Below are 15,502 nucleotides of genomic sequence, written 5' to 3'. Positions count from 1 at the left end.
GGCAACATTATTTAACTTGATTTATACAGTCAATGATGTTGGATACATTTTAGTTGAAACCGCAGACCAGCTTAGTGAGCTTAATTTAGAAATTAATACGGAATTATCATTAATTAAGTGTTCTCTTTTAATAGCTTTGTAATTTGCAGTGATACGTATTGTTCTTCAAAATTTAATTCTTTTGTAGGGATTTTGTCTAGATGTTGTGTTGTACCCTCTCTTAAATTTTTAGGTCTTAAATATCCTTTTTTAAATTTGCTTTTTTACTTGAATTATGCTCAGGTGCATTTACCCACCCGCCGATCCACAAGTGCTTATTGCCCCGGCTTTAAAACCATTTAGTGTATTGTTGTTCATTGTGTTAAAATATCCCTTTATTACTTCTTTAAAAGTGTTTTTGCCTTGATCATTACCACTACACTTTGAAAGTTCATTCTTTATATGTTCAAGCGCATCTTTAATCTTAGATTGATTTAAAAGCACAAACTGATTGAATTTACTCCCATCATCCAAAGCCTCTTTTAAGAAGTTTAAATTTAATTTTTCAATATCATTTAACTTTTCTCTTAACGATTCCTCAGGTGTTTTTTGTACTTCTTGTGCTTGTTCCCTTAAGTCGTCTCTTTTAGATCTACTTTTAATCCCTTTATCCTTATTGTTATATTGACCGCAATTACTAATTATTAGTAATAAAATTATTAAGACAAAATTAATAACTTTCATATCAAATTTCCTTATCTTAATATTAATAATTTATTTTATTCCCAATTTTTAAGTCCACCCCAATGACTATTGTCGCTCGTAAGACCATCTTTAAGACATTCAAACATTTCCTTATTAGTTGGCTTGTTGGGTATGTCGTTTAAAATGCCCCTGAAGAACTGTTCTATCTCGTTAGTACCATTGCCGTATTTACCATCATTGTTGCCCGCTTGACAATCAATAGCGTCACTTATATAGGTGTCAAAATCTTTATCACTTGCTTTTTCTTGTCTTTTCTTTTCTAAGAAGTTATAAACATCGGTAAAAGCATTGGCTAATTCTTTTTGTTTTGGTATGTCCTTTGAAAGCCAAGTAAGAAAGCTTGTGCATTTACTCTTATCATTTTGACATCCTTGAATTTGATTTTGTAGCTTTTCAACGACCTTCTCAAGTGCATGCTTTAAAGAGTTAAATTTCTTTCTCTCATCATCAGTTAGAGTAATAGCCTTTTCTTTTATCTCATCAGTTTCTTTATGTAAATTATTCATAGCTCTTTTAGAGCTACTATGTGATTGATCTTCAGTAGGTGCTATTCTTACTTTATATCCTTTGCAACAATACAATAATACTGCTACGAAGAGCATGAACCTTATAAGTTTGCTCATGTAATCCCCTTATCTTTATGATTTAAACAATATATAGCAGTTTTTTTCTTGATGTATAGATTTTTGTGAGTCTTCATTGGTTTTATAAAAATTATTATTTTTTGCATTTTAGTAGTTTAAAAAAGCTTTTTTGGCTATCTAGTCCCTTTGCCTATATAGAAGAGTAATAAGGAGGCACGTAAAAAAATGAGAAAAAGAATAAGTGCAATAATAATGACTTTATTTATGGTGTTTATGTCATGTAATAATGGAGGTCCAGAGCTTAAAAGCGACGAAGTAGCTAAGTCTGACGGAACAGTACTTGATTTAGCAAAAATAAGTAAAAAAATAAAAGACGCGGTTGAGTTTGCAGCAAGTGTAAAAGAAATAGAGACTTTAGTTAAGTCAATTGATGAGCTTGCTAAAACCATTGGACAGAAGCTTACGAAAGATACAGGTGTTCTTGCAGCTGATGCTAATAATAATAATGGGGGATTAATTGCAGGGGTATATGGTATAGTAACGGATGTAGGTACTAAATTGGACGGGTTATTAAAAGTAAATGGAATTTCTGAAGATATTAAGACAAAAATTAATGATTCTAAGAGTAAAGGTACAGCATTCTTAAGCAAAGTGAAAGGGGATGATGATCTTTGTAAAAAAGACGCTACAGATGCTCATGCAAAAAATGCCATAGATAAAAACGATAATACTGGAGGTAAAGGTAAGACTGAGCTTATTGCCCTAAACACAGCAATAGATGAGTTATTAAAAGCTGCTAATGAGGCGGTAGAAGCTGCAATTAAAGAGCTTACAGCTCCTGTTAAAGCAGAAAAACCTTCTCAAAATAACTAATTAGGGAATAAATAATTTAAGTAGTTATTATAAGGTAAGTTAATTAAGTAAGCTGTAAGAGCAGGGAAAAATAAAGTCAAAAAGGAATAGGAAGCTAGGAGCGTAATGCTCTTAGCTTCTGATGTTATTTAGGGAATGTTTCTTTGTATATAAAATTGTTTACATGAGTAAAGATTGAATATAAATAATTGTAAGTATGATATTAAGAGTATGTTTTTATTGTAATCAAATAATCAAATACTTTAAAAGTAAGTTGAATTTGTATAAGTAAACCAAAAGCATAAAAACCCGTATAATAATAAGTTTTATTTTATTTCAATGCCAAAAAGTCATTGTGGTTTTTATTTTTTATAATATAGGAAGGCACAAAATAATGAAGAAGAATATGTTAAGTGAAATGTTAAACTTTATTTATGGTATTAGTAAGCTGTAATAATGGAGGGCCAGAGCTTAAAAGTGACGAAGTAGCTAAGTCTGACGGAACAGTACTTGATTTAGCAAAGGTAAGTGCAAAGATAAAAGAGGCTAGTGCTTTTTCAGCAAGTGTTAAAGAAGTAGAGACTTTAGTTAAGTCAATTGATGAGTTAGCAAAGGTTATTAAAAAGAAAGTTGACGCAAATGGGCTTACTGATAATAATGAAGCAGATAAAAATAGTTCTTTGGTCGCAGGAGTATATCAAATAATAACGGAGATGGACACTAAATTGACAGCATTGGAGGCTAAATCAAGTGAATCACTTAAGGTAAAATTTGAGGATGTTAAAAAGGCAAGTAAAGCATTCTTAGATAAATTGAAACAAAGTAATGCTGACCTTGGTAAAGATGCTGATGCTCCTAAGGCTATAGGTAAAAACGATAATTCTGGAGATAAAGGAGGAAAAGAACTTTTTGCTTTAAACACAGCAGTTGATACCTTGTTAAAGGCAGCTGAGGGTGAAGTAGAGGCTGCAATTACTGAGCTTACAGCTCCTGCTAAGCTAGCAGCTTCCGCCAAGTCTTAGCTAAGGGAATAAATAATTTAAGTAGTTTTATAAGATAAGTTAATTAAGCAAAAGGCAAGAGCCAGAAAAAATAAAGTCAAGAGATAGAAAACTAAGGGTATAGTTTTCTATCTCTTGACTTTATTTATGGTATTAGTAAGCTGTAATAGCGGTGGGGTTGCGGAAGACCCTCAGAGTAAATTTTTAGAGTTAGTAATAGACCTAGGTAATGATTTTTTAAATGTGTTTACATCATTTGGAGATATAGTTTCCAAGGTATTAGGTTTTAGTACAGAGACAAAAAAGTCTGATGTTGGAGCTTATTTTAAAACAATCCAAGATACTATACAAGGCACTAAGGACAAGCTTAATAAAATTGTTACTGACATGAAGAGTGAAGGAAATCCTAATGCTTCTGCAACTGAGACTGCGGTAAAAACACTAATTGATAATACTCTTGATAAGATAATAGAAGGTGCTGAGACTGCAAGTGAGGCTATTGGTGATGCTGGTGACCCAATTGGTAATGTTGCTGCTGGTGGTGCTGGTGCGGGTACAGGTGCTATTGGGGATGGTGTTGATAATCTAATAAATGGAATTAAGGCAATTGTAGAAGTAGTACTTAAAGAAGGGAATGCTGAGGCTGGAGATGGTAAAAAGGCCGATGCTCTTGGAGCAAGAGGTGCTAATGCTGGTGATGCAGGAAAGTTATTTGGTAATACTGGTAATAATGGTGCTATTGATTCTGCAGATAATGCAAAGAAAGCAGGTGCTGATGCAGCAAAAGCAGTAGGGGCAGTAACAGGTGCTGATATATTACAAGCTATTTCTAAAGATGGTGGTGATGCTGCTAAATTAGCTAAGAATAGTGCTACCGTTCAGGTGACTGGTGTTGCTGTTGATGTTAAAGATGCGGTTATAGCAGGAGGAATTGCACTCAGAGCAATGGCAAAGGGTGGTAAATTTGCTAATGATAAGGATGCTGTTAATGCTGATGTTGTTACTGCAGTTAAAGGAGCAACAGTAAGTGCAGTAACTAAAGCACTAGATACATTAACTATTGCAATAAGAAAAACAATTGACGCAGGCCTTAAAACAGTTAAAGAAGCTATGAAAATTAATGCTAATGATACTCCTATAACTCCTGAGCAGAATATCCCTAAAGCTACTACTAGTAACTAGTTAATGGTAAATATAAAGTCATTGTAAGGGAAAAGCTTTTCTTGTTTTTGATGCAGAAGTGTAGTTTGCCTTTTGCTTAATTAACTTACCTTATAATAACTACTTAAATTATTTATTCCCTAGTTAGTTATTTTGAGAAGGTTTTTCTACCTTAACAGGAGCTGTAAGCTCTTTAATTGCAGCCTCTACTTCACCCCCAGCCGCCTTTAACAACTCATCTATTGCTGTGTTTAATTTAATAAGTTCAGCAACTCCTTTATCACCGTCCTTTTTTCCAATTCTATCTATAGCCTTTTTTGCATCTTCATCAGTAACACCATCTTTACCAAGGTCAGCATTCTTCTCTTTCAATTTATTTAAAAATGATGTATTTGCAGCTGTTGCAGCAGTAACTTTTACTTTCAGATTCTCAGAGATCCCTTCCTTTTTCTCCAATTGTGCCAATTTAGTCTTCACATGCAACACAACATTAAATGCTCCTGCAAGTATTGATGCATTCTTATTTGCCTGATTATCAAGCTCAGTAGCAGAGTCTTTAATTTTCTTTCCAATAGCTTTAGCAAGCTCATCTATTGACTTAACTAGAGTCTCTACTTCTTTAACGCTTTCTGCAAAAGCACTAGCCTCTTTTATCTTTGCACTTATTTTTGCTAAATCAAGTACTGTTCCATCAGACTTAGCTACTTCGTCACTTTTAAGCTCTGGCCCTCCATTATTACATGATATAAATACCATAAATAAAGTCATTATTATTGCACTTATTCTTTTCCACTATTATATTTAACTTCTTATTTTCCTTAAAACAAAGTAGAAGGCAACCTAGATCCATCTCTCTAAGATTGCCTTCTGCTTTTATTCCTCAATAATCTCAATTTACTATTTATCTTATTAATCTGCCTTCTTACTTGGTTCTGAAATTGGTGCTTGCGGACCTCTTGCTTTATCTATTTTTTCTTTTGCTGTTCCAAGAACATTCTTTACCGTCTTCTTAATTACATCCTCTATTGCTACTAATAACTTATTTGTTGCAGCTATTCCTACTCTTTGTACTTCTTCTTTCCCTCCTTGCGCACCATCTGCTGCTCCTGATGCTAGCTACCTGCCTTAACCAATGAACGTAGTGCTATTCCCCCTGCTACTGCTGCTTTTGGGGTATTTGCACCTGCTAAGTGAGCATCTGAACCTCCTTTTGCAAAAGAAACCGCACTTGCATCTTCCTTTGCATTAGCTGATAGTGCTGCATCACTTTCTTTTGATTCAATTATTGATTTTAAAATTTCCTTTCCACTTACTGCTGTCAATATTATTGCTGCTTTACCTGCATCTGTTGCTGCTGGATTACCACCACTTGTAGCTAATGCCTTAGCCCCATCCTTATTGTCTACTCCATTTACTGTTAATGTTGTAGCTCTTGCTTCTAATACCTTAACACCTACACTTGTTGCTGCTTTTACTATTTCTTGCAATGCATTAAGAGCTTTCTTTAGTGAGTCCTCATGTACTGTTGTTCCTTGAGTATTAGTTGCTGCATCACCTACTACCTTGTCATCACCTACTTCTTTTAAGGACTCTAAATGGCCCTTCAATATTTGTAAAACCCCCTTAGCTTCATTAACCGCTTCTCTAATTGGATTTTTTGATGAATCGCTTTTATCAACACCTAATTCTGCTTTTATCGCTACTTGTTCCAAATCATTTGACGCCTCTCCAAGCTTCGCATCTAGGCTGTTAAAATAACCTCCTACTTCTTGCTTAGCTGTATCTGATTTTGCAGTAAATCCCAACACATTTGATACTAACTCTATAAATGCGTAAAAAGCATTCTCCGCACTCCTACCTAACTCCATTAGTGAATTGCCTAAATTTCCATTTACTCCTCCTGATGCTCCGGGCTTACCTGCTTCTGGTTGTTGTTCACATCCTATCATTAGAACAACTGGCATAATCATTATACTTATATTTAACTTATTAATTATTGCACTTATTCTTTTTCTCATTTTTTTTACGTGTCTCCTTTTAACTTATGCATTAGATTCAGCATCAGAACTAAAGATTTGAAAATATTTATGCCTTAATTTTTAATGAAAGGAAAAAGCTTATAGGCGACAATGCTATACTATTTAACAGTAATACAGCATTTAACTGTAAATATAATCACATAGCATTATCTAATGAACCTATGCTTCAAAACATAGAGAAAAATTGAAATTCGACATTGTTAGGCTTAATAAAAACAATTTAGATTGCTATAAAAATTCTAAATCCCGTTTCAAAATATTATTGCCTCTGTAATAGAAGAATTCTTCTCTAGCAATACAAGCTCTAAACATAATTATGTACTTCATAAGCTCAAAGCCCACATTCAATCTACGACTCAAAGCAATGGATATTTCTTACAAGTCTACCTATAAATATCAACTAGAAATCCTGTATAGCATCCTTAAAAAGCAAACATAATCTAAATAGCATTTTACTAAGGTCAAATAAATGTAATTATTTTCAAAAACTTATTTAAATTTAAATAAAATTTAAGAGAGCTCCCTTTAACAAGGGAGCTCTCTTTCAAATACTAATGTTGGGGGATGCTTAATACCTTTACATGTTTTTTTATCTTTCAAGATTCGATAGAGCAGATTTAGCCTCTTTAATAAATTTTTCTATCTCTTCCTTTCTTTATCTCCCCTTGTTTTAGTTAGCTTCGCAGAAGAATATTCTAATTGGCTTAAAAAATTTGCTGCGCTACTGCTTGCCTTTCGAGATAATTGTACTAATAAACGATCGTTTGCTTTTCCGAAAGAATAAAGTAATACATTTTTTAATCTTTCAGTAATAGCTTCTTTTAAAGTTTCCTGTGCTTTATCAAACAAGAATTTTGCAGATTCCAACTCGCTCAGTTCACTATCAACTTGATTTATAAGACTTTCAAGATTTAAATCACTTACCTATTGACTTTAAAAATCTACTCTGAGGATTCTCTGCTACAGGACTGCTATTACAGCTTACTAATACCAAAAATAAAGTCATATTATTGTACTTAATCTTTTTTCACTTACGTACCTCCCCTAACCTATGCATTGCCTTCTGCATCAAAACTAATCGCTAGCAAATAGTTCCCCGCTTTACAGAGAATAAAAGAAGCATTTCCCTTAAATGACTTTGTATTTTTAGTATTTATCCTTAACTAGTTATTAGTAGTAGCTTTAGGGTGTTCTGTTCAGGGCTTATAGGAATATCATGAAGATTAATTTCCATAGTTTCTTTAACTGTTTTAAGTCCTGAGTCAATTGTTTTTCTTATTGCAATATTTAGTGTATCTAGTGCCTTAGTAACCACACTTATTGCCGTTCCTTTAACCGCAGCAGTAACATCAGCACTAGCAGCATCATTACCATTAGCAAAGTTACCATTCTTAGACATAGCCCTTAAAGCCATACCTCCTGCTATAGTTCCATCTTTGGAAGCTACAGAAGCATTCCCAGTTGTTTCTTTCGCCAATTTAGCAGCATTACCCCATCTTTAACCATGTCTCGTAATATATCAGCATCGGTTACTGCTTCAACAAGCCTTTGATGCGTTGGCTGCTGATTTCTTGGCATTAGCAGCAGTATCAGCGTAGTAGTTATAAATAATTTTCCTGTCTTGCCATTAGTAGCAGCACCTTTTGGGGGGGTGAACCATCTTCGGCCTTTTATCATTGCCAGCATCAGCATTTCCTTCTTTAAGTATTACATCTACAATTGAATTAATTTCATTTATTGGTTTATCAATATCATTGTCTTTAACCCCGGACAGCATTACCAGCACCATCAGCAACAACATTACCAATTGGGTCACTAGCATCACTTGCAATCTTAGCACCTTCTATTATCTTATCAAGAGTATTATCAATTAGTGTTTTTACCGCAGTCTCAGTTGCAGAAGCATTAGGATTTCCTTCACTCTTCATGTCTGATACCCTTTTCTCAAGGGATGTTTTAGTAGATGTAACGGCATCTTGTATTTTCTTAAATTAGTTTTCTGCTTTATAGAAAACAAGAGAAGCGCTTCCCTTAAATAACTTTATATTTTTAGTTTGATGATTTATTAGTAATTGGTTGAGCAGTATCAGATTCAGTAGCTTCACCAGTAGCCTCAGAGTATTTTATTCCCTTTACTGCTTCTTTAATTTTATCAAGTTCTAGATTTACTGCTTTTCTAATTATTACGTCCAGTATTCCTAATACCTTATTTACTGCACTTGCTGCTGCTGCCTTAACTGCACCAGCTTCATTTGCAGCATTAGTAAATTTCCCACCTTTGGTAATTGCCTTAAGAGCAACAGCTGCTGCTAAGTCCGCATTAGTGATCGCACCATTATGATTATCACCACCAGCAGCAGGTAATTTAGTAGCCAATGTTCCTGCATCATTATTGGCATTATCAGCAGTATTAGCACCAGCTGTGGTCTGAGAATTTTTAATCTTATTAATCATTGCCCATGGATCAGCTTTATCTACCTCAGCAGCTAGTGCAGGACCAGAATTAGCATCAGGTGCTGCGGCATTGGCTTTACCAACAAGTGCTGCGCCAGCAGTAGCACTGCCACCAGCCACTTGAGCCCCAGCATTTCCAGTATTAATTTTTACACCAGAATTTTCAGCAATATCAATTATTTCTTTAACCCCTTCAATAACCGTATTAACGCTATCTTTATTAGCAGCAACAGCACTACCACCAACAGCGGCTGCTGCACCAATACCATCAGCAATATCAGTATTGCCAACCGCCCCAGCTAGCTTAGTTACAGAATCAATTAGTTTTGTAAGTACTGCACTAGCACTATTAATAACAGATTTAACCTCTGTAGTATCAGCATGTGGCGCTGCAGTTACTTCTTTTAACAACTCATCTAACTTAATCTTAGTGTCTTTAAGTCCCTTTCCTACACCTTCAAAGTGTTCTCCCACTTTGCTTCTCTTATCATCGGATTTAACAGCATTAAATCCTAATGCATCACCTATTGCATTTCCAAAAATTCCAAATATATCTTGGAATCCTTGCCCTATCTTTACTAATGAATCAAAAAATGTATTCTTACTTTCTGCTGCTAGTTTCTCAGCCTCAAGTTGATTACTACAGCTTGCTAATACCATAAATAAAGTCATTATTATTGCACTTATTCTTTTTCTCATTTTTTTACGTGCCTCCTTTTAACCTATCTATTAGCTTCAGTGCCAAGATTATAAGCAAGCAAATAGTTTTCCCGCTTCATAGAAAACAAGAGAAGCGTTTCCCTTACAATGACTTTATATTTTTAGTTTGATGATTTATTAGTAATTGGTTGATCATCCCCAGATTCAGTAGCTTCACCAGTAATCTCAGAATATTTTATTCCCTTTACTGCTTCTTTAATTTTACCAAGTTCTAGATTTACTGCTTTTCTAATTATTGCGTCCAGTATTCCTAATACCTTATTTACAGCACTTGCTGCTGCTACCTTAACTGCACCATCTTCATTTGCAGCAGGTTGAGTAAACTTCCCACCTTTAGTTATAGCCTTTAGTGCAACAGCTGCTGCTAAGTCCGCATTAGTAGCTGCGGTGCCATTATTAGCAGCATTAGCACTACCAGTCGCTAGTTGTCCAGCGTCATCATTAGCCGCAGGTGCAGCAGATGCAGTAACAGCTTTAGCATTTTTAATCTTATCAATCATTGCCCATGGATCAGCTTTATCTACCTCAGCAGCTAGTGCAGGACCAGAATTAGCATCAGCTTGAGCATTATTAGTCAGTACTTTAGGTCCATTAGCATTAGCTACTTGAGCACCCGCAGTTCCTTTTTCAATCTTTACACCGGACTTTTCGGCAACTTCAATTATTTTTTTTACTCCTTCAATAACGGTATTAACATCAGCAATATCAGCAGGTGTTGCAGCAGCAGCTTGAGCAGTACCAGCATCGCCTATGGGAGCTTCGGATTTAGTTGCCCCAGCTAGTTTAGCCACAGAATCAATTAGCTTTGTAAGCACTGCACCAGCATTATTAATAACAGCTTTAACCCCTGTAGTATCAGCATGTGGCGCTGCAGTTACTTCTTTTAACGACCCATCTAACTTAATCTTAGTGTCTTTAAGTCCCTTTCCTACACCTTCAAAGTGTTCTCCCACTTTGCTTCTCTTATCATCGGATTTAACAGCATTAAATCCTAATGCATCACCTATTGCATTTCCAAAAATTCCAAATATATCTTGGAATCCTTGCCCTATCTTTACTAATGAATCAAAAAATGTATTCTTACTTTCTGCTGCTAGTTTCTCAGCCTCAAGTTGATTACTACAGCTTGCTAATACCATAAATAAAGTCATTATTATTGCACTTATTCTTTTTCTCATTTTTTTACGTGCCTCCTTTTAACTTATGCATTAGCATTATCATCAGAACTATCGTTAGCTAATAATTTTCCTTAAATAGCTTTATATTTTTAGTATTTATCCTTATTAGTTAGTAGTAGTAGCTTTAGGGGCGTTCTGATCAGGACTTATAGGAGTATCATTCGCATTAATTTTCATAGCTTCTTTAACTGTTTTAAGCCCTGCATCAATTTTTTTTCTTATTGCAATAGTTAATGTATCTAATGCCTTAGTAACTGCACTTACTGCTGCTCCTTTAACTTCGGGAGCATACTCAACAGCATCAGCACTAGGACCAGCGAACTTACCACCCTTAGCCATTGCTCTTAAAGTTATAGCTCCTGCTATAGTCCCATCTTTTGCATTAGCTTTAGCAGCATTAGTAGCAGCCTCACTACCATCCTTAACCATTGCTTTTAAGATATCAGCACCAGTTATTGCTCCAACTGCTTTAGACGCATCGGACGCTGCTTTTTTTGCATTATCAGCATCTCCAGCATTAGCAGCATCAAATAGTTTTCCTGCTTCACCACTTCCATTATTAGTTCTTGAGGTAAGACCGTCGGCTTTTTTATCGGTACCTGCCTCAGCGCTTCCTTCTTTTCCAAGTACCACGTCTATAATTGACTTAATTCCTTTTACTAGACTATCAATATCAGTTCCAGAAGCACCTGCAACATTAGTAGCACCTACATTACCAATTGGGTCACTAGCATCTCCAATAGCATCACTAACGGTCTTAGCACCTTCTATTATCTTATCAAGAGTATTATCAATTAGTGTTTTTACCGCAGTCTCAGTTGCAGAAGCATTAGGATTTCCTTCACTTTTCATGTCAGCGACAATTTTATTAAGCTTGTCCTTAGTGCCTTGTATAGTACCTTGTACTGTCTAAAATAAGCTTCAATATCAGGCTTTTAGTATTGGTGTTAAAACCTAATGCACCAGCAACCATATCCCCAAATGATGTAAACACATTTAAAAAATCATTTCCTAAGTCTATTACTGACTTTAAAAATTTACTCTGAGGATCTTCCGCAACCCCACCGCTATTACAGCTTACTAATACCATAAATAAAGTCATTATTATTGCACTTATTCTTTTTCTCATTTTTTTACGTGCCTCCTTTTAACTTATGCATTAGATTCAGCACCAGAACTATCATTAGCAAATAGTGTTCCTTAAATGACTTTTATTTTGGTAGTATTACTTATTAGTTACTAGCAGTAGCTTTTAAGGGGGCTCTGAACAGGACTTATAGGAGTGTATCATTAGGATTAATTTTATAGCTTCTTTCACTGTTTTAAGTACTGTGTCAATTGCAATAGTCAGTGTAATCTAGTGCTTTAATAACTGCGCTTACTACTGCTCCTTTAACCGCAGTAGAACAACTCCTTGAGCATCAGCATCACTAGTAATTAGCAAACTTACCACTATTATAGTCCCATAGCTCTTAACGTTATAGCATCTGCTTTGGGGGCAGGCCCAACATTGACATCATTATTCTTAGCTAATTTAGCAGCACATCGCCATTATCTTTAATCATAGCTTGTAATATGCTAGCATCTGTTACTGGCTCCAACTGATTTAACCGCATCAGCTTTCTGTCCCTTCTTTGAGGGCCAACCCCAATCTCAAGTGCCACATGCCGATACTACAGGAGTTAGATCTGTGATTCAAGGTGCTACAAAATCAATTGATTCTGTAAGCAAACTAGGCTTTAGGGTAGCTAAAGAAGGTGGTAGCATTCCTATTGGTGATTCTAATACAGTTGGTGGAGCAGCAGCCGCTGAAGAAGTTGGTGTTAATACGATTATTAAAGGAGTTAAAAAAATAATTGAGGTTGCCGAAAAGTCTGGTGTAAAGATTAATACTGTAAATGCTGGTGCTGATGTTGCATCAGGTGGCTCTTCTGGTACTGCACCTGCTATTATTACTGTCAATGCTGCCGGGGGGGGTATACCGCTAAAACTAATGCAGACTTAAGCGACAGATGTTTTGCACTAAAGGCTATGTAAATTTAGTGCTGTAAATAAGGCATTAGGAATACTGGACGCAATAATTAGAAAAGCGGTAAATCTTGAACTTGGTAAAATTAAAGAAGCAGTAAAGGGAATAAAATACTCTGAGACTACTGGAACTGATGCTACTGGAGCTGATACTGCTCAACCAACTACTAAATAAATCATCAAACTAAAAATATAAAGTTATTTAAGGGAAACACTTCTTCTTGCCTTTTTGTAAATCAGGAAAACTATTTGCTAGCGATAGTTCTGATGCTGAATCTAATGCATAAGTTAAAAGGAGGCACGGAAAAAATGAGAAAAAGAATAAGTGCAATAATAATGACTTTATTTATGGCATTAATAAGCTGTAATAGCTGGGGTTGCGGAAGATCCTAAAACTGTCTTTTACCTATATAGCCGCGAAAAGCTTAATGGTGCTGAAGAAGCGCAAATTGTAGCAGCTAGTACATCAATTGGGCATGTAAGCTGTGTTGATATTTTTTTCAAGTTATTGTTGAATCTGGTAATGCTGCTAATAACGATATTTCGATTAATATTGTGAAACAAAGCGCGGTTCTTTGATGAATAATATTTTGGATAGGATTAATGAAGATTATAAGGAAATTTTTCTTGGCAATTTAGAAAAAAAGGCCATTGTTAAGAATCCTGAGGTTGTTGTTAAGGGGTCTGGGGATGTTGGTTCATTAGAGGGAGAAGAAGCTTCTGAAGGCAAATTACAAGGTAAGCAAGTTAAGAACTGCTAAAAGGACTAAGCCAGCAAGTCCTTAGGGTTATATACCATTCTGGCTTGTGTGAATTACTGATTATGTAGTCAAAGACCATAGAATTAGTAGTTCACATTTACTTGCCCAAAACTGAATAAATAATTGAAATTAATGTTAATAATATTCCTATATTAAGTGTGATAATAGTGCCAAACATCCAATTATGAAGTCTTAATGTGCTCTTAAGTTCCATTTTGTTAACATCAATTTTATTATCAAGGTCTTTAATATCAGATTTTAACTCATTTCTAATGTTGTCTATTTTATTATCAAGGTCTTTAATATCAGATTTTAATTCATTTCTAACGTTATCAATCTTGTTATCAAGGTCTTTAATGTCAGATTTTAATTCATTTCTAACGTTATCAATCTTGATGTTAAGATTATTCTCAACAGTATCAATCTTGTTATCAAAGTCTTTAATGTCAGATTTTAATTCATTTCTAGCGTTATCAATCTTTATGTTAAGATTATTCTCAACAGTATCAATCTTGTTATCAAGGTCTTTAATGTCAGATTTTAATTCATTTCTAACGTTGTCAATCTTTATGTTAAGATTATTCTCAACAGTATCAATCTTGTTATCAAGGTCTTTAATGTCAGATTTTAATTCATTTCTAACGTTATCAATCTTTATGTTAAGATTATTCTCAACAGTATCAATCTTGTTATCAAGGTCTTTAATGTCAGATTTTAGGCTTGCTTCAACCTTTTCAAGCTTAAGGTTAAAAGTAGTCTCTAAATACTCAATATCTTTATAAGTAAGCTCATTACGATAATATCTGTAAGACAAATCAGTAGCAATATCTCTATCAATACCAGCTTTAACAAGTTCAGCGATAACCATTTGTTGAGTAACTATCGGTTGAGGAAGTCCCATAAAATCTCCTTATAAGTATTATACATTGTTTTATTGCAAAAGGATATGAGAGAATAGTTGTTTTTGAATCCTATTAGTTAATTTATAATTAATACCAAGTTGTTTGAGGTGTAGATTAATATAAGATTTGAGTGTATGTAAGTTTTTACTTGATTTATTATCAAGGAAAAAGGATTCAATTAGGGTAGCAATATTAGAGTACAATTTATTATTGCTATTTTTATAGAATAGCAAATTAGAAGTATGTATGCGTAATGATTGAAAAGAATTAATAAACTTTAAGTTTTTATAGCTATTTAGAGGAGTAGTTTTGTTTACAAGTTTGATATGCTTATGTTTTAGATTTTGTGAAGAGGAGTGGTTATAAAAGCAAAAAGCATTTTTTCTATGGGAGGAATTAAGAATAGCATAGTAAATGGATTCTAGATGTTTAGAGGTGATGTTTGCTAGGAATAGTTTTTTAAGAATACGATTAATTTTCCAAGCAAGGATAGTAGAATTAAGCTTTTTTAGAGAATAAATGGCGTTTGTAATTAGTTTTGGGTTAAGCAAAGTATGCTTTTTAATTTGTAAACCAGAAGATAAAGCATAAGAAATACTATTATCTGTAAGGTTAGTGATAGTAAAATTTTTGTTATTTAGAGTGGACAGAGGTATACCGGAAGAGAGTATAATGCCAATTGATTTAAGTTCTGTACTATTTGATAGTAAGAAATAATTTTTTAGAGAAAGAAGTAATTTCTTTAGGATTTATTTCAAGTGAATCGGTAGTAGATATTTTGGTAATAAATTTTTTAGATTTGATTTTATTAAAAATATTTTTTATACTAATCATTGTATAGAAATATATATCTATTTATAAAAATGTCAACTTTGGTATATTTTCGTGACAACTATGGTGCATTTTCATAGCAACTTTGTCCATTTTGGCGTCAACTCATAAAAATAAGAAATGAAAAAAATCAACTTTGTTCATTTTCGTGGCAACTTTGTTCATTTTGGTATCAACTTTGTACATTTTCATAGCAACTTTAGTCAATATTATAATTCAAAGAATCTCATACTAATAACAAATTATA

General features: G+C 34.2%; 13 protein-coding genes and 7 pseudogenes. 7 read left to right on the top strand and 13 right to left on the bottom strand.

All coding sequences use genetic code 11. From position 1 onward, the window contains the following. Positions 1-288: 288 nt before the first annotated feature. The gene (locus bhDAH_RS07230) at positions 289-723 is read right to left on the bottom strand and encodes an Mlp family lipoprotein (protein ID WP_015633344.1); all 435 of its coding nucleotides are present in this window, start codon (positions 721-723) and stop codon (positions 289-291) included. A 35-nt stretch (positions 724-758) separates the two neighbouring features. Next, positions 759-1,367 (bottom strand): Mlp family lipoprotein, encoded by a 609-nt coding sequence (locus bhDAH_RS07225; RefSeq protein ID WP_015633345.1) that lies wholly within the window; start codon positions 1,365-1,367, stop codon positions 759-761. Between the two features lie 186 nt (positions 1,368-1,553). Between bhDAH_RS07225 and bhDAH_RS07220 the strand changes: the two genes are divergently transcribed. The 3 genes from bhDAH_RS07220 (at position 1,554) to bhDAH_RS07210 (ending at position 4,363) form a co-directional block, all read left to right on the top strand. After that, entirely contained in the window at positions 1,554-2,201 is a 648-nt protein-coding gene (locus bhDAH_RS07220; RefSeq protein ID WP_015633346.1) for a Vsp/OspC family lipoprotein, read from the top strand. Positions 2,202-2,614: 413 nt separating this feature from the next. Continuing rightward, entirely contained in the window at positions 2,615-3,202 is a 588-nt protein-coding gene (locus bhDAH_RS07215; protein ID WP_043924568.1) for a Vsp/OspC family lipoprotein, read from the top strand. A 126-nt stretch (positions 3,203-3,328) separates the two neighbouring features. Next, positions 3,329-4,363 carry a variable large family protein gene (locus bhDAH_RS07210; protein ID WP_043924569.1) on the top strand — a complete coding sequence of 345 codons (1,035 nt, stop codon included), beginning with the start codon at positions 3,329-3,331 and terminating at the stop codon, positions 4,361-4,363. Between the two features lie 123 nt (positions 4,364-4,486). Here bhDAH_RS07210 and bhDAH_RS07205 read toward each other — a convergent pair whose 3' ends face one another. From bhDAH_RS07205 to bhDAH_RS07700, 9 genes and pseudogenes are all read right to left on the bottom strand, one after another. Then, positions 4,487-5,110 carry a Vsp/OspC family lipoprotein gene (locus bhDAH_RS07205; RefSeq protein ID WP_043924570.1) on the bottom strand — a complete coding sequence of 208 codons (624 nt, stop codon included), beginning with the start codon at positions 5,108-5,110 and terminating at the stop codon, positions 4,487-4,489. 141 nt (positions 5,111-5,251) lie between these two features. Further along, positions 5,252-6,360 (bottom strand): annotated as a pseudogene (locus bhDAH_RS07200) (variable large family protein). A 249-nt stretch (positions 6,361-6,609) separates the two neighbouring features. Continuing rightward, positions 6,610-6,741 (bottom strand): hypothetical protein, encoded by a 132-nt coding sequence (locus tag bhDAH_RS07565; protein WP_257722533.1) that lies wholly within the window; start codon positions 6,739-6,741, stop codon positions 6,610-6,612. 279 nt (positions 6,742-7,020) lie between these two features. Continuing rightward, positions 7,021-7,281, bottom strand: a pseudogene (locus tag bhDAH_RS07195) (P12 family lipoprotein); the annotation flags it as partial. A 263-nt stretch (positions 7,282-7,544) separates the two neighbouring features. Beyond that, a pseudogene (locus tag bhDAH_RS07190) lies at positions 7,545-8,372 on the bottom strand (variable large family protein); the annotation flags it as partial. 58 nt (positions 8,373-8,430) lie between these two features. Next, positions 8,431-9,534, bottom strand: coding sequence for a variable large family protein (locus tag bhDAH_RS07185; protein ID WP_015633347.1), 1,104 nt, complete (start codon positions 9,532-9,534; stop codon positions 8,431-8,433). 122 nt (positions 9,535-9,656) lie between these two features. Beyond that, positions 9,657-10,733, bottom strand: a complete 1,077-nt coding sequence (locus bhDAH_RS07180; RefSeq protein WP_015633348.1) for a variable large family protein — start codon at positions 10,731-10,733, stop codon at positions 9,657-9,659. A gap of 105 nt (positions 10,734-10,838) precedes the next feature. Further along, positions 10,839-11,862 (bottom strand): annotated as a pseudogene (locus bhDAH_RS07175) (variable large family protein). A 123-nt stretch (positions 11,863-11,985) separates the two neighbouring features. Then, positions 11,986-12,350, bottom strand: a pseudogene (locus bhDAH_RS07700) (variable large family protein); the annotation flags it as partial. A 40-nt stretch (positions 12,351-12,390) separates the two neighbouring features. On the opposite strand from bhDAH_RS07700, the gene bhDAH_RS07695 reads away from it, so the two are divergent. From bhDAH_RS07695 to bhDAH_RS07165, 4 genes and pseudogenes are all read left to right on the top strand, one after another. Next, positions 12,391-12,738, top strand: coding sequence for a hypothetical protein (locus bhDAH_RS07695; protein WP_144033222.1), 348 nt, complete (start codon positions 12,391-12,393; stop codon positions 12,736-12,738). A gap of 36 nt (positions 12,739-12,774) precedes the next feature. Next, positions 12,775-12,949: pseudogene (locus bhDAH_RS07690) on the top strand (variable large family protein); the annotation flags it as partial. Positions 12,950-13,070: 121 nt separating this feature from the next. Next, positions 13,071-13,164: pseudogene (locus bhDAH_RS07745) on the top strand (variable large family protein); the annotation flags it as partial. 175 nt (positions 13,165-13,339) lie between these two features. Then, the gene (locus bhDAH_RS07165; protein WP_043924572.1) at positions 13,340-13,522 is read left to right on the top strand and encodes a hypothetical protein; all 183 of its coding nucleotides are present in this window, start codon (positions 13,340-13,342) and stop codon (positions 13,520-13,522) included. A 97-nt stretch (positions 13,523-13,619) separates the two neighbouring features. On the opposite strand, the gene bdr is transcribed toward bhDAH_RS07165, so the two are convergent. After that, on the bottom strand, positions 13,620-14,423 hold the full coding sequence (gene bdr / locus bhDAH_RS07160; RefSeq protein ID WP_015633349.1) for a Bdr family repetitive protein: 804 nt from the start codon (positions 14,421-14,423) through the stop codon (positions 13,620-13,622). 697 nt (positions 14,424-15,120) lie between these two features. Then, positions 15,121-15,258, bottom strand: a complete 138-nt coding sequence (locus bhDAH_RS07155; protein ID WP_247098913.1) for a hypothetical protein — start codon at positions 15,256-15,258, stop codon at positions 15,121-15,123. Positions 15,259-15,502: the final 244 nt, after the last annotated feature.

Source organism: Borrelia hermsii DAH (assembly GCF_023035675.1).
Lineage (GTDB): Bacteria > Spirochaetota > Spirochaetia > Borreliales > Borreliaceae > Borrelia > Borrelia hermsii.
The sequence above is the reverse complement of the archived record's forward strand: the minus strand, read 5'-3'. Positions and strand labels throughout refer to the sequence as shown.

Bases quoted from the DNA above. Each gene is read 5' to 3' on its own strand.
- bhDAH_RS07230 (WP_015633344.1), bottom strand. From the start codon at position 723: ATGAAAGTTATTAATTTTGTCTTAATAATTTTATTACTAATAATTAGT.
- bhDAH_RS07225 (WP_015633345.1), bottom strand. From the start codon at position 1,367: ATGAGCAAACTTATAAGGTTCATGCTCTTCGTAGCAGTATTATTGTAT.
- bhDAH_RS07220 (WP_015633346.1), top strand. From the start codon at position 1,554: ATGAGAAAAAGAATAAGTGCAATAATAATGACTTTATTTATGGTGTTT.
- bhDAH_RS07215 (WP_043924568.1), top strand. From the start codon at position 2,615: ATGGTATTAGTAAGCTGTAATAATGGAGGGCCAGAGCTTAAAAGTGAC.
- bhDAH_RS07210 (WP_043924569.1), top strand. From the start codon at position 3,329: ATGGTATTAGTAAGCTGTAATAGCGGTGGGGTTGCGGAAGACCCTCAG.
- bhDAH_RS07205 (WP_043924570.1), bottom strand. From the start codon at position 5,110: ATGACTTTATTTATGGTATTTATATCATGTAATAATGGAGGGCCAGAG.
- bhDAH_RS07185 (WP_015633347.1), bottom strand. From the start codon at position 9,534: ATGAGAAAAAGAATAAGTGCAATAATAATGACTTTATTTATGGTATTA.
- bhDAH_RS07180 (WP_015633348.1), bottom strand. From the start codon at position 10,733: ATGAGAAAAAGAATAAGTGCAATAATAATGACTTTATTTATGGTATTA.
- bhDAH_RS07165 (WP_043924572.1), top strand. From the start codon at position 13,340: ATGAATAATATTTTGGATAGGATTAATGAAGATTATAAGGAAATTTTT.
- bdr (WP_015633349.1), bottom strand. From the start codon at position 14,423: ATGGGACTTCCTCAACCGATAGTTACTCAACAAATGGTTATCGCTGAA.
- bhDAH_RS07155 (WP_247098913.1), bottom strand. From the start codon at position 15,258: ATGATTAGTATAAAAAATATTTTTAATAAAATCAAATCTAAAAAATTT.